At 62.5% G+C, this 18,088-nt stretch carries 17 protein-coding genes; 10 read left to right on the forward strand and 7 right to left on the reverse strand.

Features of this window, described 5'->3' with window-relative positions; all coding sequences use genetic code 11:
- Window positions 1-112: 112 nt before the first annotated feature.
- The 4 genes from AC1Q6C_RS14750 to AC1Q6C_RS14765 all read left to right on the forward strand — a co-directional run bounded on the left by AC1Q6C_RS14750 (window position 113) and on the right by AC1Q6C_RS14765 (window position 3,755).
- On the forward strand, window positions 113-793 hold the full coding sequence (locus tag AC1Q6C_RS14750) for an MBL fold metallo-hydrolase (RefSeq protein ID WP_058227934.1): 681 nt from the start codon (window positions 113-115) through the stop codon (window positions 791-793).
- A gap of 15 nt (window positions 794-808) precedes the next feature.
- Window positions 809-2,080, forward strand: coding sequence for a histidine--tRNA ligase (gene hisS, locus AC1Q6C_RS14755; protein WP_007732972.1), 1,272 nt, complete (start codon window positions 809-811; stop codon window positions 2,078-2,080).
- Complete coding sequence (locus AC1Q6C_RS14760) at window positions 2,070-2,699, forward strand: hypothetical protein (RefSeq protein WP_007732974.1); 630 nt, start codon at window positions 2,070-2,072, stop codon at window positions 2,697-2,699. Before hisS ends, AC1Q6C_RS14760 begins: the two co-directional genes overlap by 11 nt.
- 66 nt (window positions 2,700-2,765) lie before the next feature.
- The gene (locus tag AC1Q6C_RS14765) at window positions 2,766-3,755 is read left to right on the forward strand and encodes a malate dehydrogenase (protein ID WP_064112875.1); all 990 of its coding nucleotides are present in this window, start codon (window positions 2,766-2,768) and stop codon (window positions 3,753-3,755) included.
- Between the two features lie 12 nt (window positions 3,756-3,767).
- Here the strand turns inward: AC1Q6C_RS14765 and AC1Q6C_RS14770 are convergent, their stop codons facing one another.
- Both AC1Q6C_RS14770 and AC1Q6C_RS14775 read right to left on the reverse strand, forming a co-directional pair.
- Window positions 3,768-5,003: a hypothetical protein gene (locus AC1Q6C_RS14770; protein ID WP_230359837.1), complete on the reverse strand. Its 1,236-nt coding sequence runs from the start codon at window positions 5,001-5,003 to the stop codon at window positions 3,768-3,770.
- Entirely contained in the window at window positions 5,000-5,329 is a 330-nt protein-coding gene (locus AC1Q6C_RS14775; protein ID WP_030536848.1) for a type VII secretion target, read from the reverse strand. The genes AC1Q6C_RS14770 and AC1Q6C_RS14775 overlap by 4 nt, the downstream gene beginning before the upstream one ends.
- Before the next feature lie 173 nt (window positions 5,330-5,502).
- Here AC1Q6C_RS14775 and otsB point away from each other — a divergent pair, with 173 nt between their 5' ends.
- On the forward strand, window positions 5,503-6,291 hold the full coding sequence (otsB, locus tag AC1Q6C_RS14780) for a trehalose-phosphatase (RefSeq protein WP_230359838.1): 789 nt from the start codon (window positions 5,503-5,505) through the stop codon (window positions 6,289-6,291).
- A gap of 199 nt (window positions 6,292-6,490) precedes the next feature.
- On the opposite strand, the gene AC1Q6C_RS14785 is transcribed toward otsB, so the two are convergent.
- The 3 genes from AC1Q6C_RS14785 to AC1Q6C_RS14795 all read right to left on the reverse strand — a co-directional run bounded on the left by AC1Q6C_RS14785 (window position 6,491) and on the right by AC1Q6C_RS14795 (window position 9,393).
- Window positions 6,491-7,282 (reverse strand): ABC-2 transporter permease, encoded by a 792-nt coding sequence (locus tag AC1Q6C_RS14785; RefSeq protein WP_003943323.1) that lies wholly within the window; start codon window positions 7,280-7,282, stop codon window positions 6,491-6,493.
- Complete coding sequence (locus AC1Q6C_RS14790) at window positions 7,282-8,256, reverse strand: ABC transporter ATP-binding protein (protein WP_042919882.1); 975 nt, start codon at window positions 8,254-8,256, stop codon at window positions 7,282-7,284. Before AC1Q6C_RS14790 ends, AC1Q6C_RS14785 begins: the two co-directional genes overlap by 1 nt.
- Before the next feature lie 81 nt (window positions 8,257-8,337).
- Window positions 8,338-9,393, reverse strand: a complete 1,056-nt coding sequence (locus tag AC1Q6C_RS14795) for a BUD32 family EKC/KEOPS complex subunit (protein WP_064114385.1) — start codon at window positions 9,391-9,393, stop codon at window positions 8,338-8,340.
- Between the two features lie 466 nt (window positions 9,394-9,859).
- Here AC1Q6C_RS14795 and AC1Q6C_RS14800 point away from each other — a divergent pair, with 466 nt between their 5' ends.
- Genes AC1Q6C_RS14800 through AC1Q6C_RS14810 form a run of 3 tightly spaced genes read left to right on the forward strand, consistent with a single transcriptional unit; the run spans window position 9,860 to window position 13,926 of the window.
- A complete protein-coding gene (locus AC1Q6C_RS14800; protein WP_054781208.1) occupies window positions 9,860-10,480 on the forward strand; it encodes a TetR/AcrR family transcriptional regulator in 621 nt (206 codons plus the stop codon).
- Window positions 10,480-12,228 carry a 3-oxosteroid 1-dehydrogenase gene (gene kstD / locus AC1Q6C_RS14805; RefSeq protein ID WP_064114383.1) on the forward strand — a complete coding sequence of 583 codons (1,749 nt, stop codon included), beginning with the start codon at window positions 10,480-10,482 and terminating at the stop codon, window positions 12,226-12,228. Before AC1Q6C_RS14800 ends, kstD begins: the two co-directional genes overlap by 1 nt.
- A gap of 15 nt (window positions 12,229-12,243) precedes the next feature.
- Window positions 12,244-13,926 (forward strand): ATP-binding cassette domain-containing protein, encoded by a 1,683-nt coding sequence (locus AC1Q6C_RS14810; RefSeq protein ID WP_007728106.1) that lies wholly within the window; start codon window positions 12,244-12,246, stop codon window positions 13,924-13,926.
- 17 nt (window positions 13,927-13,943) lie between these two features.
- On the opposite strand, the gene AC1Q6C_RS14815 is transcribed toward AC1Q6C_RS14810, so the two are convergent.
- Window positions 13,944-14,591, reverse strand: coding sequence for a hypothetical protein (locus tag AC1Q6C_RS14815; protein WP_007728105.1), 648 nt, complete (start codon window positions 14,589-14,591; stop codon window positions 13,944-13,946).
- Between the two features lie 439 nt (window positions 14,592-15,030).
- Between AC1Q6C_RS14815 and AC1Q6C_RS14820 the strand changes: the two genes are divergently transcribed.
- Entirely contained in the window at window positions 15,031-15,585 is a 555-nt protein-coding gene (locus tag AC1Q6C_RS14820) for a LysM peptidoglycan-binding domain-containing protein (RefSeq protein ID WP_003944949.1), read from the forward strand.
- Window positions 15,586-15,597: 12 nt separating this feature from the next.
- On the opposite strand, the gene AC1Q6C_RS14825 is transcribed toward AC1Q6C_RS14820, so the two are convergent.
- Window positions 15,598-16,329 carry a TetR/AcrR family transcriptional regulator gene (locus AC1Q6C_RS14825; RefSeq protein WP_054188193.1) on the reverse strand — a complete coding sequence of 244 codons (732 nt, stop codon included), beginning with the start codon at window positions 16,327-16,329 and terminating at the stop codon, window positions 15,598-15,600.
- 197 nt (window positions 16,330-16,526) lie between these two features.
- On the opposite strand from AC1Q6C_RS14825, the gene AC1Q6C_RS14830 reads away from it, so the two are divergent.
- Window positions 16,527-18,086 (forward strand): amino acid permease, encoded by a 1,560-nt coding sequence (locus AC1Q6C_RS14830; protein ID WP_064114382.1) that lies wholly within the window; start codon window positions 16,527-16,529, stop codon window positions 18,084-18,086.
- Window positions 18,087-18,088: the final 2 nt, after the last annotated feature.

Raw genomic sequence — 18,088 nt, forward strand, 5'->3', positions numbered from 1 at the left:
CTCGTCGTCAGAGTCTCCCATTGCAACCTGAGAACTTACTGGCGGGGCAGCAGCTTAGGCTGTAACCGACAGCGTGTTGTTCGTTTCCACCCTTCGAAGAGGAGTTGCCCCCGTGCTCGTCACTGGTTTTCCGGCCGGGATGTTCCAAACCAACTGCTACATACTCGCTCAGAACGACGCGTGCGAGTGCGTAGTCGTAGATCCGGGTCAGGATGCAGCTGAGCCGCTCTTCGAATATCTGGACTCCAAGGACATGTCGGTCACGGCGGTCCTCCTGACGCACGGTCATCTCGATCACGTGTGGTCGGCCCGCGAGGTCTGTGAGCGGTATTCCGTACCCGCGTACATCCATCCCGAGGATCGCTACATGCTCAGCGATCCGGCACGGGGGATCGGCCCGACGATGAAGGAATTCATTCAAGGCATGACGTTCGTGGAGCCGGACGAGGTGATCGAACTGGCCGACGGAGACAAGATCACCGAGGCCGGAATGACGTTCGTCGTGGACCACACACCCGGGCACACGCAGGGATCGGTGGTGTTCCGCACCCAGGCGAACACCGAGAGCGGGCCCGTGGATTTGGCGTTCACCGGTGACACCCTGTTCCAGGGTTCCATCGGGCGCAGCGACCTGCCCGGCGGAAATCACGAGCAGTTGCTCGCTTCGATCGCCCGCAAGCTATTGGTACTCGGTGACGAGACAGTGGTCCTGCCCGGGCACGGCGGCAACAGTTCGATCGGCGCCGAGCGAAGCTCGAATCCGTTTCTCGTTGGACTCAGCGCACAAGAATAAGGAAAAGTACCTCTCGTGAGTAAAGCCAGCACCTTCTCTGCACCCAAGGGCATTCCGGACTACGTTCCGCCGCAGTCAGCCGAATTCGTCGCCGTTCGTGACGGTTTGACGCGCGCCGCGAGGTTGGCCGGATACGGCCACATCGAATTGCCGATCTTCGAGGACACCGGCCTGTTCGCTCGCGGTGTCGGTGAGTCGACCGACGTCGTCAGCAAAGAGATGTACACATTCGCCGACCGCGGTGACCGTTCGGTGACGTTGCGTCCCGAGGGAACCGCCGGAGTCATGCGTGCGGTCATCGAGCACAGCCTCGATCGTGGACAGTTGCCGGTCAAGGTCAGCTACGCGGGCCCGTTCTTCCGCTACGAGCGCCCGCAGGCCGGTCGCTACCGCCAGTTGCAGCAGGTCGGCGTCGAAGCCATCGGGATCGACGACCCCGCGCTCGACGCTGAGGTCATCGCGATCGCCGACGCCGGATTCCGGTCTTTGGGGCTCGACGGCTTCCGCCTCGAAATCACCTCTCTCGGTGACGACACCTGCCGGCCGCAGTATCGCGAACTGCTGCAGGAGTTTCTCTTTGCACTCCCACTCGACGAAGACACGCGTCGACGCGCCGAGATCAACCCGCTCCGCGTGCTCGACGACAAGCGCCCGGATGTACGCGAGATGACTGCGGGCGCACCGCTCATGCTCGATCACCTGTCCGAGAGCTGCAAGGCGCACTTCGACGAGGTGCTAGCGCACCTGGACGCATTGGGCGTTCCGTACGTCGTCAACCCGCGCATGGTCCGCGGCCTCGACTACTACACCAAGACAACCTTCGAATTCGTGCACGACGGACTGGGTGCGCAGTCCGGAATCGGTGGTGGTGGTCGTTACGACGGTCTGATGGAACAGCTGGGTGGACAGCCGCTCTCGGGCATCGGGTTCGGAATCGGCGTCGACCGCACGGTTCTCGCGCTCGAGGCCGAGGGCAAGTCCGTTGCGCCACCGGCGCGTGTCGACGTCTTCTGTGTACCGATGGGTGCCGAGGCGAAGGCTGCACTGGTGAAGATCGCACATCAGTTGCGTGCCAATGGGATTCGCGTCGACCTGGCGTACGGAAACCGTGGCGTGAAGGGCTCGATGAAGGCAGCTGATCGTTCGGGTGCCGCGATCGCTTTGGTTCTCGGCGAGCGTGAACTCGAAGAGGGCGTTGTCGTTGTCAAACAGTTGGCAACAGGTGAGCAGGAGACAGTGGCGCTCGACCAGGTTGTCGACAAGCTCGGGGAACTCGTTGAGCACTGAGGCCGAACCGGTTTCGCTCGATCTGGTTCCCGTGGCGTTGATCGCGCCGCGGCTGAAGAAATTCGCCGTTGTTGTCGTGGTGTTCGGCGTGGTCGTCGGGTTGATCGTCAGTGTGTTCTCGACGGCGACCGTTGGAGTGATCGTCGGCGCCGTCATTGCGGTGCCGACGTCACTGGCGATCCTGATGACGCTGCGCCGGCACATCACGTTGTACGGCAACAGAGTTCGTGCGCAAGCTGGTTTTCGAACCAACGTCGTCGACGTGGCCGAGGTACTCACGGCGGCATTGACGGTGAGATCCGGCCGGATCAGCGAAGTCAGCTTGACGCTCGGCGACGGACGGTCCACCGTGCGGATCCCGCTCGCGCTGTATACCGCGGGGGGTGGGCGCGAGTTGGAGATCCTTGCACTCCGCAAGCTCGCGGACGCGCTGGCGGCCAGCGAGTTGGTACCGGCTGCCGCGTTGTCCTCGGTGCTGATCGAACAGTTGCGTGCCGAAGCCCGCGGCGCCGGACTCGCCGAGCGTCCGCTCTACCGCGCCGTCGAACTCGTGACGGCGGAGGGACGAGTGCCGAGAACCACACTGACAGACCACGAAGTGGCCGGTTTACTCGACTAGCGTGGAAACCGTTCTTACAGCGTTGTAGAACGGACAGTCGTGAAAACGGCAGGTGAGGAGTCGGCAATGAGTATTGCGCCCGTAACCGTCACGGTAACCGGAGCGTCGGGTCAGATCGCATACGGAATGCTTTTCCGCATAGCTGCGGGGGAGATGCTCGGCGCTGACGTCCCGATCAAACTTCGACTGCTCGAGATTCCTGCCGCCGTGTCCGCTGCCGAAGGCGTTGCGATGGAACTCGAAGACGGCGCATTTCCGTTGCTGAGCTCCATCGACATCACCGACGATCCCGATGTCGCCTTCTCCGGCGCGAACGTCGGGATGCTGGTCGGCGCACGTCCGCGGAGCAAGGGGATGGAGCGTGCCGACTTGCTGAGTGCGAACGGCGCGATTTTCACAGCGCACGGGAAGGCGATCAACAACAACGCAGCCTCGGACGTCAAGGTGCTGGTCGTGGGAAACCCGGCCAACACCAACGCGCTCATCGCGATGAACAATGCACCGGACGTGCCCGATACTCGGTTCAGTGCGCTGACACGTCTCGACCACAACCGAGCGATCGCGCAGGTCGTGAAGAAGACCGGGGTTCGTGCGTCGTCGGTGCGCAAGGTGTCCGTCTGGGGAAACCATTCGGCGACGCAGTACCCGGACCTGTCCCACGCGACTGTCGCAGGTGAGCCTGCACTCGCGGTGATCGACGACCGCGACTGGGTGGAGAACGAATTCATCCCGACTGTGCAGGTGCGAGGCACCGCCATCATCGCTGCGCGGGGATCGTCCTCTGCGGCGAGTGCGGCCAGCGCGTCGATCGACCACGTCCGCGACTGGGTGATCGGTACCGTCGAGGACGACTGGGTATCCATGGCCGTCTGTTCGGACGGTTCCTACGGAGTGCCCGAAGGATTGATCTCTTCCTTCCCGGTGACCTGTGCCGATGGCGAGTTCGCTATCGTGCCCGACCTCGCGATCGACGACTTCTCACGCGAACGGATCGACCTGTCCGTCAGCGAACTGGAGCAGGAGCGTGCGGCGGTGCGGGAGTTGGGCTTCGTCTGAGGTTTGTCTTGATCAGAGATCTCGGAACAGGTACTGATCGGGATCGTCAGCCCCGAGCACGGGCGGCGACACCATCGGCAGATCGTCGACCATCGAATTCTCGTCGCCGGCAGTGACGAGATACCTCGGGGTAGTGCGTGACGACTCGTCGTCCCGAGATCCGCGGGGTCCACCGCCCGGCATGCCGCCCGGCGACATGCCGCTACTGCCGACTGCCGACGATGGTGCACCCAGGCCGGGCGTTGTTACCGGAACCGGTTGAACTGCAGCAACTCCCGCTGCACCACTCACCATTCCGCCGGTAGTGCCACCGCTTCCGCTCACCCATGCTCCGCCAGAGCTTGCCGTCGCACTGGGTGACGGCGACGCGCCGGCTGCGAGTGACGTCGACGGATTGCCTGCGCCCCACAGCTTGTCGACGCCGGTCGGAAGCCCGGCGCCGGCCTGTGCAGCCGAGGTTCGAACAGCCTCGGTGCCTGGCTGAGTGGAGTCCGGGTGGGTGGAGTACGGCGCATCACCGGCATCGGTTGAGGCAGACAGAGGTTGGGCGATCTGACGGGCGGCGTTGTTGATTGCCTCCGCAGTGATCAGGTTGGAGAGTGCCTCACTGGTCGGTGGGGTCGGCACGGGGATCGGTCCGGCAAGGGCGTTCATGGCTGCGGTGTGCCCGAGCATCTCCCCGCGCGTCCGAGTCACCGCCGCGACGGCTGCCTGCATGTGTTCAGCTGCCGAGGCAAGCAACATCGCCTGTCCTGGTGGTGTCCACGCGATGGGCGCGGCAGCTGCAACCGTGGTGGCGAAGGACTGCGCGATTGCCGCGAGATTCGCGTTGCCTCGCTGCACCGATTCCGCGGCGGCAGCAGCAGTTTTCGATATCGCGGTTCCGCGTTCGCTCAATTCTGCGCCGCTGTTCTGGGCGGATCGCGACAGTTCGGTCGCGGCGTCACTGCCGGTGCTGTTCCAGGTCTGGCTTACCTCGGCGACCGCGCTTCGGGACAGTCCCATGGCGTGGTCGATGAGAGTGGACGCCTGATCGAAGATGCCGACGGGATCGATGCCCGCAAAAGTGCCTGTGCCGAGACTCTTCCCGAGTTCGATCAAGGGCGCGAACAGATCTTCGATTCCGGGGAGTGCCGGTACCGGTATGCCGGCGAGCATCGATTCGACCACATTGTTCGGCAGTGCCGGGGCAGGAGCGCCACCGTGAGGGAATTCGATGACGGTCGTCGAGTCGTCTTCGGTGCTCACGCGGTCGCGCCCGTCGATCCGGCCACAGCGGTCAGATCTGTTGCGATTGCATGATCTGTGGTGTCGTAGGCCTGCGCGGCTGCACCGGCCGTCGCGGCGTTGCCGGCGTAGAACGTGGCGAGTGCTGCAACATCTTTGGTGTGTGTGGCCTGAGCGCGCGCGAATGCTTCGAGAAATTCGATCCCGACGGGGCCCACGGCCGGTGCGACTGCTGCGATGTTTGCACCCAGATCGACGGCGGCGGCCTGCGCGATGCGTCCTGCCGCTTCGGTCGACGTCGAGCCGTACTTTCGGATGCCGTCAGTGGCGACAGTCAATTCGCTCATCATTACCCCCCAGTTGGTAAGCGTGGTGAGAACTGTATCGGACCACAGTCCGCCCTTGCAGGGAGAGAACGCGAGTTCGCCAGCGGTTCCGGACAACCTGGACGAAGTGGCGGAGATTACATTCGGATCCGGTGTTGGTATTGCGGGTGCGATCGATTTGGCACACTCGAACCATGCGAACCGCTGCGGACGTCATCCTCCGACTCACGTCCGATCCAGCTCGCTGTGGACTGGTGATGGATTTCGACGGTGTGCTTGCACCCATCGTCGATGATCCGTCGGCGAGTGCACTCCTGCCCGGCGCCGAGGACGTGCTCGCGACTCTGACGAAACACCTCGGTGTAGTCGGCCTGCTTTCGGGGCGGCCGGTGTCGTTTCTGCGAGAACGGCTGAGCCTGGATTCGGTTGTACTCATGGGTTCCTACGGTGTCGAGACCTGGACGGACAACGGAATCGAGGTGCTTCCGGCCGTCGCGGCGTTTAGTGATGCCGTCGCTGAAGCAGAAGCCGACCTGCGCCGCTTGTTCGACTCTCCGGCAGTTCCTGGCATCCATGTCGAGAGCAAAGGCCTTGCGGTGGCCGTGCATTGGCGTCGGGCCGCGGATCGTGCGGTCGCGCAGCGCCTGGTGGAAGCAGCGACGACAGAAATCGCGAGCCGGACCGGGTTGCGGCGTGAGCCCGGCAAGTTGGTCGAGGAATTGCGCCCACCCGTTGAGGAGGACAAGGGGACAGGCCTCCTTCGCGCGATCGCGGCCGCAGGGGTCGACGTCGTCGCGTACGCGGGCGACGACCGGGGTGACCTACCGGCCTTTGCCGCTGTCCTTGCCTCGGGTGGAGAAGCGTTGGTGGTCAAGGGCGACGACATCGCACCGGAAGTGGCTGCTGTCGACGGCGTCCAGTTCGACGGCCCGCAGGCATTCCTCGATTGGATGAAAGAGCTTGCCGCGCAACTGGAACGCTGACATGTGAGGTCAGTCTGCCAAGAACTCGACCAGGTCTTATTTCGAGGTGCCGCGTCCGCGGGGCAGAGTGACGCGAACCCGCGCGTGCCCTGTTCCTTGGCGTGATCGACAAGCGCTGCGGGTTCTGTCAACGCGAAACTGGCCGCACCGGAAGGGCTCCGGTGCGGCCAGTTTCGGTCTTGGTCGGTTTGCGACTCGGTCAGGCGTCGCGCTTGTTGACGACGGCGATGCTGATTCCGAATATCACCAGCACAAACGCTGCGAAGTAGAACAGGCTTCCCCAAGGGCCCCAATGGAAATTGGTGCTCGAACCCGAAGAGAGGAAGTGGTCGGCGTTGGCGAACGGGAGGAACGGTGTGACGTTTCTGCCGAAGGATCCGAACATGCCAAACAGGCTCTCGATGAGCAGTGGCCACAGCAGCAGTAGTGCAATCGCGCCGGCGGACTGACGAAGGAGTGCTCCGACGGCGATGGCAAGGGCGACGCAGAGGAACGCGAAGATCGGTACGCCGTAAACGGCACGCCAGGCATCGGCGTTGTCCAGTGCCAGATTGGTGGAACCTTCAGAGCCTGCCGCAGCTTTGGTGATGAATACCGCGCCGAGCATGAGAACGAAGGACAGTACCGCGCCGAAAGCCCCGATCAGGCCGGCTTTGGCGATCAGAACCGAAGCCCGACTCGGGATGGCCTGGAAGGTGGTACGGATGATGCCGAAGCGGTACTCGCTGGTGATCGCGAGCGCCGCCATGATCATCAGGACCATGACGCCGAATCCGGATACTCCTAGCCCCGCGTCGTTGAACGTGGGGAGGAATTTCTCGAAATCAGGAGTTCCTGATGCGGCTTCGTCGTTGTACGCCTGAATGCTCGAACTCGACGAACGCCCGATCATCCAGGCGACGCCCAACCCTAGGACGATGATTGTGATCGTGCACCACAGCGGCGACTTGGTCGTGGTGATCTTGATACGTTCAGCACTGAGAACAGCCATTACAGTGCACCTCCCATAGCGTGCTGTGTGTTTGCGTGGTGGGCTCCGGCGCCCGGATCGATACCGGATGCGTGGTACTGGACATCGTCTCCGGTCAACTTCATGAACGCATCCTCGAGCGATCCCTGCACAGAAGCCAACTCGTGCAACACGATTCCCTGCGAACCAGCCAAACCACCGATCACATCGGTGGTCGAATCCACGACCACCAACACCGGCTCCGATCCTGAATGTTCCTCGCGGACAGTCAGTCCCTGGGCAGTCAATGCGGCATGGAGAGCGTCCAATTGTGGGCTGCGCACGCGCACCGTCGACTCCGACGAACGATCCACGAACTCCGCGACCGTCGAATCCGAAATCAACCGACCCCGACCGATCACCACCAACTGCTCCGCCGTGAGCGCCATCTCCGACAGGAGGTGACTCGACACGAGCACCGTGCGGCCCTCGGCCGCCAACCGCTGCATGAACTTACGAATCCAGACGATGCCCTCCGGATCGAGACCGTTGACCGGCTCGTCGAACAACAACACCTTCGGATCCCCCAACAACGCACCCGCCAACCCCAGACGCTGCGACATACCGAGCGAGAACCCGCCGGCCTTCTTGCCCGCCACCTCGGACAATCCGACCAACCCGAGCACCTCGTCGACGCGGGACTTCGGGATCCCGTTCGAAGCAGCCATCCACTGCAGATGTGCACGCGCACTGCGATTGGGGTGCACCCACTTCGCATCCAGCAACGCACCCACCGTCCGCAACGGCGTCTTGAGCTCCCGGTACGGCTTGCCCTCGATCAACGCCGCACCCGACGTCGGCTGATCCAGACCCAGGATCATCCGCATCGTCGTCGACTTGCCTGCACCGTTCGGGCCCAGGAAGCCCGTCACGATGCCCGGCTTGACCGTGAACGACAAGTCGTCCACCGCTTTCGTCGGTCCGTAAACCTTGGTCAATCCCCTCAGTTCAATCATGAGGAGAACTGTGCCCTACCGGCACTGACCAGCACATCGGTCCCGAGGATGACATGAACCCTGAGATGTGAATACGGCAGTTCAGGGAAAACCCTGTGCTCGACCGGAAGTCGGAACTGGCGCGGCATGCGGGTAGGGCGCATCGAAGTCGCCGTCGAACAATCGCCAGTAGAAGTCGTTCATCCTCGCAGCGACGGGCGCGTGCCGTGTCACGATCGCGGCCACCTCTGGTGTCACATCACCTGGAATATGACCTGTGGCGCATCGTCGTACGTACTGGTTGCGGGCGACTGGTCCGCCGCTCGTCGGCCTCGGTACCCCGCAGACCTCGGTCACCAGCCAGTTGACCAGAAGCATGGCGGCGTAGTCGGCGTCATGAGTGGCGTGGCGCCGGACGAAGTCGTGCTCGGCAGTCGACAGGTCGAAGTGTGGGGATGTGGCCAGTCCGAAGTCGGTGAGATAGATCCGCTCCATGTCGGTGCGCATGTTGCCGAAATGTCCGTCCATGTGCAGCAACTGTCGATCGCGCAAGAATGCCACGATCTCCGAAAACTGTCGCTCGACTTCGGCAGCTTTGGCGGACGGGTTGTCTTCCAGCCAATTCGAGATCGGGTGTTCGATGTACTCGCAGAACAGTACGAGGCTGCACGGCGCAGCGGCAAGCGCTTCGAGACGGGTCCGCACTTCACGGCTGGCGCCGGCGGTGTGAACGGAATTGATGTCGGCGTGTTCGGCCGCAACGGGCGAACGTCCGGGAAGTATCCGCCAGTGGTAAAGCATTGGGAACGACTGTGTTTCGCCGGCCAGAACGGCATCGGTGACCACGATGTTCGCGGCCAGTTCTCGCCAGGCGTTGAAGCTTGGGCCACCAATGCCGTACTGGCAGAACGTCGGCAGATCGAAATGGTTGGAAGTAGAGCCCACCTCGGCGATTTCCCGCACGCTCAGTGGGATGCGTTTGGTGAATACCGGAACGCCGTTGAGCCTGTTGTCATAGACCCTGATCACTCCTGCGGCGCCACCTACACCGACACTCGAGATTTGAACGGTGTCGACCAGTCGGGCCAGTTCGACATCGTTCTGGGAAGACAGGAACGCCGACAGCATTCGGTGGCGGTCAATCCTGACGTCTGTCATTCCACGACTGTGCCACAGGCTCGTCCGGCTTCGATTTCGCGGAGCCGCCTGTCGAAGTCACCGATTCTGGCGGTGTCCTCGTAGTAGTCCTCTTGCTCGATGATCTTTCCCACTTGGTCCGAACGAGAAGCACTGTTCGATTTCGATAGATGACGGCGCCGTCGGGGCCGAGGGCTCGGTCGTCGAAACGGGCGAGCAGGGTCATGCGCCAGAGTGGACCACCGAAATACGCTTCGGTGACCGCGCCTTGAAGCCCCGCATCGACAAATTCTTGGAGAAACGTCTCGATTCGGTCCCCATCGTTTCATCTTCGAAGCTTGTCGTGGCATCGAATGCCCTGTCAACGAAATGCCCGGGTCTGCTGATATCTGACAGAGAATTGGATATTGACAGTGACTGTCACAATAGGTGAGACTCGCATTAACGAGAACGGCCGGATCTCGGCCGAGGCGGGAGGACGTTGCTGATGTCACTACGGGAGAGACAGCGGTTGCAGGTGCGAGCAGACATTCAACGTGCGGCATTCGATCTGTTCGCGCGTGACGGTTTCGAGGACGTGACCACCGAGCAGATTGCGGCGGCAGCGGGGGTGTCGGCGAGTACGTACTTTCGGCACGTTCGTAACAAGGAGGATCTGCTGTTGGATCCGGTCAGGCAGGGCGGTGCCGGAATCGTGACGTTGCTCGAGGATCGCCCACCGGCCGAGTCGGCTGATCTTGCGATATCACGGGCAATCCTCGAGCGTTCCAATGCTTTCGAGTCCGCGGAGATCGATCAGTGGCGATCGGCGTTCCGTACCGCGCCGCACCTGATGGATCGTGTCGCTCTGATCGCGCCCGAGCATCGTGATCGGTTGGTCGAGTTGGTGGCGCAACGTATGCAACTCGATCCGGAAAACGACAGCCGCCCAGGACTTCTCGTTCATTTGATGTTGGCGGCGGCGGAGTTCGGTTATCGGCAATGGATACGTAACCCTCACAAGCGCGGGGCATCACTTCCCGTGTGCGTCGAGGGGGCGCTCGACGCTGTTCGAGGATCCCGGTGGCACACGCAGGACGAAGATGACACGAAAGGTCGTGACCAGTGATGGACGAGAACCCTCAGGGCGCCGTGCCGCCCGTAGTGGATGTCGTTGTTGTCGGATCGGGGGCTGCCGGCATGTCTGCAGCCATCACCGCAGCCCGCAACGGACTCTCGACGATACTCGTGGAGAAGTCCGAATACTGGGGCGGTTCGTCGTCCCGGTCCGGGGGCGGCGTGTGGATTCCGGGAAACTCGATACTTCGCCGCGAGGCACCGACAGATGATATCGACTCTGCGCGAACATATCTGAAGAGCATTGTCGGAGAGGATGCAGACGCCGACCGAATCGACACGTATATCGATCGGGGTCCGGAAGCCCTCGATTTCCTGATTCGTCACTCTGCGTTGGAGCTCGAATGGGTGAAGGGGTACTCCGACTACTTTCCCGAGGCACCTGGCGGACGTGCAAGCGGCCGCTCGTGCGAGCCGCGCCCGTTCGACGCGCGAGCTCTGGGCGACGATCTTGCGACACTTCATCCGCCGTACATGAAGGTTCCGCTCAACATGGTTGTCCAACAATCTGATTACCGTTGGCTGAGCACGGGGATGCGGCATTGGCGGGGTCCGGTGCGGATGCTTCGGGTAGGAATGAGATCCCTGGCCGCAAGAGCTCGGAGGAAGAAGCTGATCGGGCTCGGGCCGGCGCTCATGGCCGAACTGATGCTCGGAGTTCGGGACGCCGGAGTGACGGTGGAGCTCGGGACGAGGCTTGTGGATTTGGTGACCGACAGTGATCGTGTCGTGGGTGTGCGACTCGAGTCCGGGGGAGTGCAGACCACCATGCACGCTCGACGCGGTGTCATCCTCGCGTGTGGCGGGTTCGACAACAACGACGACATGCGAGGCGAGTACCAGCGCCGGCCGAGTAGCGCGCAGTGGACTCTCGGGGCACCGACCAATACCGGGGACGGTATCCGTGCAGCTCTACGCGTCGACGCCGCGATTTCGTACATGGACGACGCGTGGTGGGCCCCGTCGATTCCACTGCCCAATGGCCCGTGGTTCGCCTTGGCGGAACGCTCGTTGCCTCGCAGCCTCATGGTCAACGCCAGCGGTCAGCGCTTCATGAACGAGTCACTTCCCTATGTCGAAGCGGCACACGCCATGTTCGGCGGAAAGTACGGCCGAGGTGAAGGACCCGCTGAGAACATCCCGGCTTGGCTGATCTTCGATCAGACGTACCGTGACCGTTACCTGTTCGCGGGGGTTCCGGCGCGCAGGCCGATACCTCGGTCGTGGATCGAATCGGGTGCGATCGTGCGAGCTGGATCGATTGCCGAACTCGCTGCCGAGATCGGAGTGCCGGGCGATGCGCTGTCCGCGACCATCACACGATTCAACAGTCACGCGCGCGACGGAGTCGATCGCGACTTCGGCCGTGGGACAAGCAGATACGACCACTACTACGGCGACTGCACCAACAAGCCCAACCCCAGCCTCGGAGAACTCACGAAGGGTCCGTTCTATGCCGCGAAGATGGTGCCTGGAGACCTGGGGACCAAAGGCGGCATCAACACGGACGCTCGCGCGCGAGCGTTGCGCGCCGACGGTTCGGTCATCGACGGGCTCTATGCAGCAGGTAACACCAGCTCACCGGTGATGGGTCATACCTATGCCGGTCCAGGTGCAACTATCGGTCCCGCAATGGTTTTCGGATATCTGGCGGCGCTCGATGCGGTCGGACGATCCCACGACGGTAGTGAGCTCGAGACCGAAGGCAGGAATAATGGTTTGGCAGATCGCCGTGGGTAGGGTTCTCTTGACAGCGTGACCCACCTCAACATCGCCGACGTCGACTACTTTCTCCCTGATGGTCGGCAACTGCTCAGCGGTGTCAGCTTTCGGGTCGGCAACGGTGCAAAAACTGCACTGATAGGCCCCAACGGGACTGGTAAGACGACGTTGCTCCGCATTATCGCCGGAGACGTCGTCGCCGACGAGGGCGCTGTCACTCGATCCGGAACACTGGGCGTGATGCGGCAATTCGTCGGCCAGGTTCGCGACGAGTCCACCGTGCGCGATCTTCTGTTGTCCGTCTCGCCGGCACGGATCCGGGACGCAGCACTGGCGCTCGATACGGCAGAAAACGCGATGATCGAGCGCGACGAGGAATCAACTCAAATGAAGTATTCGCATGCGCTGGCCGATTGGGCCGACGTGGGCGGCTACGAGACCGAAGACTTCTGGGACAAGGTCACTACCGCGGCTCTCGGTGTTCCCTATGACCGTGCGAAGTGGCGCGCGGCCAACTCCCTCAGTGGTGGCGAGCAGAAACGGTTGGTTCTCGAAGCACTGTTCGCTGGGCCCGACGACGCACTCCTGCTGGACGAGCCGGACAACTACCTCGATGTTCCGGGCAAGCGATGGCTGGAAAAGACGATCTCGGAATCGTCGAAAGTGGTTTTGTTCGTCAGCCACGACCGCGAACTGATCGCCAACGCGGCCACCCACATCGTGACGCTCGAGCCCGGAATCAGCGGCGCAACGTCGTGGACCCACGGTGCTGGGCTGGCCAGCTACCACCAAGCCCGCGAGGATCGCAACGCTCGATTCGAAGAACTGCGCCGACGCTGGGACGAGGAGCACGCGAAACTGCGTGCCCTGGTTCTGCGATTGCGTGAAAAGGCCAAGTTCAACGACGGCGTCGCTGCGCGTTATCACGCCTCGCAAACCAGGTTGGCGAAGTTCGAGGAGGCAGGGCCACCCGAAGCGATTCCACTTCAGCAGAAGGTGACGGTTCGGCTGGCGGGCGGGCGAACCGCCAAGCGCGCGTTGGTATGTCAAGATCTCGAGCTGACCGGATTGATGAAGCCTTTCGACACCGAGATCTGGTACGGAGATCGGGTTGCCGTGCTGGGCTCCAATGGATCCGGAAAGTCGCATTTCCTTCGGCTCTTGGCGGGTGGGGGGACCGATCCGGGGAGCGAGCATCTGCCTGTCGAGGCGCTCGACATCGCGCCGGTCGAGCACGGGGGTACTGCGACGCTGGGTGCTCGGGTACGTCCCGGATTGTTTGCGCAGACACACTCCAGACCCGATCTGACCGGAAACACGCTGCTCGAGATCCTGCACATGGGCGACGAACACCGCAGCGGAATGGGACGCGAAGCGGCGAGCCGCGCGCTGGACCGTTACGGATTGTCCCAGGCTGCGGAACAGAAGTACGACGACCTGTCCGGCGGTCAGCAGGCACGATTGCAGATCCTGCTCCTCGAGCTCTCCGGCGCCACGATGTTGTTGCTCGACGAACCGACCGACAACCTCGACCTTCATTCGGCTGACGCGCTCGAGCAAGGCATTGCTCAGTTTGCCGGCACGGTCATCTCGGTCACGCACGATCGCTGGTTCGCGCGCGGGTTCGACAGGTTCCTCGTCTTCGGATCGGATGGGAACGTGTACGAGAGCGAGTCGCCGGTGTGGGACGAGGCCAGGGTCGAACGAGCGCGCTGAGATCGAGCAGCCACTCCCTACCTGGGGAGAGGCGGCAGCTCGTTGATCATCGCGCGAAGGAGGCCCGGATCGCTGCGATCCGATCGAGGCGGGGGACAGCGCGAAAGATCGAGCTGTGTCGGAAAGCGCCACACAACGCGACCTGGATCTACCCTGTTCACCGCCGAGTACCAGTGGGTGAGGGGCTCGGCGAGCGCCGCGTGAAGCTCGAAATGCCGTCGGCGGCGGCTGGGGTCGCCTTCGCGCTGAAGTAGAAGCTGCTCCGGTGACGGTATCGAGATGACGGTCAGATCCGCGAAACCCAGTTCGAGGTGCTCGAAAGCTGTCTCGACTGCCGCGAGCTCGTACTCGAATCGCTCCCGAGGTGCTGCGCCCACCGCAGCGAGACACCAGCTGTAGTGCAGTTTCAGCGGGTCGCTGTCGCAGAGCGCGATACCGGTTCTCGCTTCGAGATCTTCCGCTTGCGACCATCGCTTCGAATTGACCGTTGTCCAGTAACTTGCCTGAAGGTCGAGATCCGTACCGTCCGGCTCGAACCCGGTGGGCTGATACTCGGCGACGAATCTCTCCGCCGCGGATTCGCCACCGAGTTGGGTTCGGCACCAGGTGGTCTTGCCGGCGGCGCTGGGTCCTTCTACTGCGATGATCACCAGTCCATTCTCCATAATGATTGGGGCGGTTGGTTTTTCCCGTTGCCAGGAATCTCTTAACATCCCCAGGATCCTCGTTGGCGGTCCGACACGGCCTGTTTCGGTGTGGTGGGTCACAAAATCACCGTGACGGTTGCCACATAACGGACGGATAACGATCGGTATGGTTGAAGCTCGAATCAATTAGTTGACCTGTGGTTATTGCTCGAGTTTCGACTGAGTCTGGTACAGCAGTGCCGGAAAACTGCCCCGTGACCAATCCGTGACCATCACCTACGGTCGTTGACAGCCCGAAACTACCGGGCAAACACCGACCCGCAACTGCGTGCTTCTGCCCCGCGGGTCCGGTACTCCCGAAACCTTCGCGGGGCAGGAGTGAAACAGACGAGTCGATCGACGAGACGTGAAAGCGTCCGGGCCGACCTCGTCCGCGGTAGCGGAGAGGATTTACCCAATGACCAGCATCACCTTCAAGCGCGCCCTCGGCGCAGTTGCAACCGCAGGCGCAGTCGTCGCGATCCCGCTCGCCATGAGCACCGGCACCGCTTCGGCAGCCGGCCACGACTGGTCCGGAGTCGCAAACTGCGAGTCCTCCGGTAACTGGGCCGCCAACACCGGAAACGGCTTCTACGGTGGTCTGCAGTTCACGCAGAGCACCTGGAACGCATTCGGTGGATCGGGCAACGCTGCCAACGCCAGCCAGGCCGAGCAGATCCGTGTCGCCGAGAACGTTCTCGCAGGCCAGGGCGTCGGCGCATGGCCCGTCTGCGGTCAGTACCTGACCACCGGCACCACCGCAGGCAACTACGAGGCCGCAGCCGCCCCCGTCACCGCTGAGGCTTCCGTCGAGTCGGCTCCGGCAGCAAGCACCGGAAGCGGCAACTACGTGGTCAAGGCAGGCGACACCCTGTCGAAGATCGCTGCTGCACACGGCATCTCGCTCGAGAACCTCGCCAGCCAGGTTCCGAACATCAACCTGATCTTCCCGGGACAGTCCCTCTCGGTCTAGTCTCGTGGCCGTTTAGGTCCTCAATGCGTCGAAATTGTCCGGAGCTGATGCAGCCCCGGACAGTTTCGGCGTTTCTGCGTTCGCAATGATCGTTGCCGCTTCCGTATGGATGGGGTCAAGATCCTGGCGCCACCCAAGAATGTGCAGCGCCGACCCGGCGATGACAGCGGCGTCGGGAATCGGGGTGCCTTCGAGCGCGTCGGCTCGCGCGCTGATCACACTTTCTACCAGGCGAAACGGAAGCTCGGCCAGGTGCGTTGATGATGGATCGTCAATCGCGTCGAGCACATCCTGGGCGAGTGCCCGGTATTGCTCGCGAAGCCGATCGCGATCGGCTCGGAACGACATGAACCTGTCACTTCTCAGTTCCGGTAAGAGATAAAGGACGCCGAGGTTCCACCGTCCGGTGATCAGTTGTGCCGCGTCGATGTACGAAAGTGCGTACAGCTTGACCTCGGGTGCGGTGTCGAGTGGCCTGAGATTCTCCGCGAAGTCGAGCGCCGGCGTCACGGTGTCGGCGAGAAGTGCAACCAGAATGTCGTCCTTGGTGGCGAAATGGTTGTACAGCGACGCCTGACGCATTCCGACTGCTTCGGCGATGTGGCGTGTGGACGTCGCGGCGAAGCCTCGGGTGGTGAACAGTTCAGCGGCTGCATCCAAGATCTCCGCCCGGGCAGTGCCACCCGGGCGTCGGCGAGCGGTCAGGCGGGGTCGTCCGGGGCCGGCGTTGGTCACGCCTTCCATAGTGGCAGGCTGCGGCCTTACGTGCGGGATGGCCGCCGCTGTGAGCATTCGGTCACGTGCTCGAAACGTACTCAACGAGCCTGTTACAGAATCAGGCGAATCGTATACGCGGGCGTCACCTGCGGCGAGTGGATTTCGCGAAAACTATCAATCGACAGTTATTCGCCTCTGAATCGCTTCGCCGAAGGAGTACGCCGTTGAGTGCAACCACCCCGGCTGCGCAGCCCACCACCGCATCCGCACTCGCCTCTTCGCCTCACGACGACGGTGACCTCGCGGAGTTCGGCTACGAGCAGCAGCTGCATCGATCGCTGGGAAAGTTCGCGTCTTTCGCCGCGGGCTTCTCCTTCGTCTCCATCCTCACCACGATCTTCCAATTGTTCGGCCTCGGTTTCGGTTTCGCGGGTCCGGCATTCTTCTGGACGTGGCCGGTCGTCTTCATCGGTCAGTTCATGGTCGCTCTCAACTTCGCGGAACTTGCTGCCAGATATCCGATTTCGGGTGCCATCTACCAGTGGTCGCGGCGGATGGGTGGTGAGATCGTCGGCTGGTTCGCCGGTTGGTTCATGATTATCGCTCAGATCGTCACTGCATCGGCCGCCGCGATCGCCTTGCAGGTCGTGCTCCCCAATGTGTGGAGCGGGTTCCAGATCATCGGCGAGGACAGCGCACTCACCTCATCGAGTGGTGCCGCCAACGCCGTGCTGCTCGGATCGGTACTTCTGGTTCTGACCACCTTTATCAACTGCATCGGCGTCAACTGGATGTCGCGTATCAACAACATTGGCGTGACCTGCGAAATCGTCGGTGTCATCGCAGTGATCGGGATGTTCTTCACCCACGCTCAGCGCGGACCGGACGTCGTCTTCGACACCGGCAGTGCCGGCGGTCAGCCCGGATACGCCTGGGCGTGGATCATGTCCGGACTGATGGCTGCTTACGTCATGGTCGGCTTCGGTTCGGCAGGCGAACTGGCCGAAGAGACCCGCAACCCCCGACGCGTCGCACCTCGTACGATCCGCCTTGCACTCTCCGCTTCCGCGCTCGGCGGCGGCTTGATGATCCTCGGCGCGTTGATGGCAGCGCCCTCACTGACCGACGGACGCCTGGCCACGGAAGGTTTGCCGTACGTACTGACCTCCATTCTGAGTTCGCCGTGGGGCACGGTCTTGTTGATCGACGTCTCGATCGCAGTGTTCGTGTGCACCTTGGCCATTCAGACTGCTGCTTCACGGCTGATGTTCTCCATGGCCCGCGACGGGCGCCTGCCTGCCTCGCAGATACTGGCAAAGGTCAACCCCCGAACCGGAACACCTATCGCGCCGTCCGTCCTCATCGGTCTGGTCTGCATTGCCGTCCTGGCCGTCAACGTAGGCAACTCGGCAATTTTTGCAACCCTGTCCAGCGTATGCATCATCTTGATCTACTTGGCCTACCTCATGGTGACCGTGCCGCTGCTGGTTCAGCGTCTCAAGGGATGGCCGCGCACCGCTGTCGGCCCCAAGTTCGACGCCGAAGGCAAAAAGCTTTTCTCCCTGGGCATCTGGGGAGTTCCGGTCAACATCGCCGCAGTTGTGTACGGCGCGCTGATGGTGATCAACCTGTCCTGGCCACGAGCCGAGATCTTCAACCCCACGGGGGAGTACCCCATTCTGCAGTGGGCCGCGCCCATCACGATAGCGCTGGTGGTGGGGCTGGGAGTCGCTTGCTTCCCGCGTGGCCGCGCCACCCCGAATCCCGTCACGATCGGAGCCTGACC

The organism is Rhodococcus sp. MT28 (assembly GCF_058792695.1).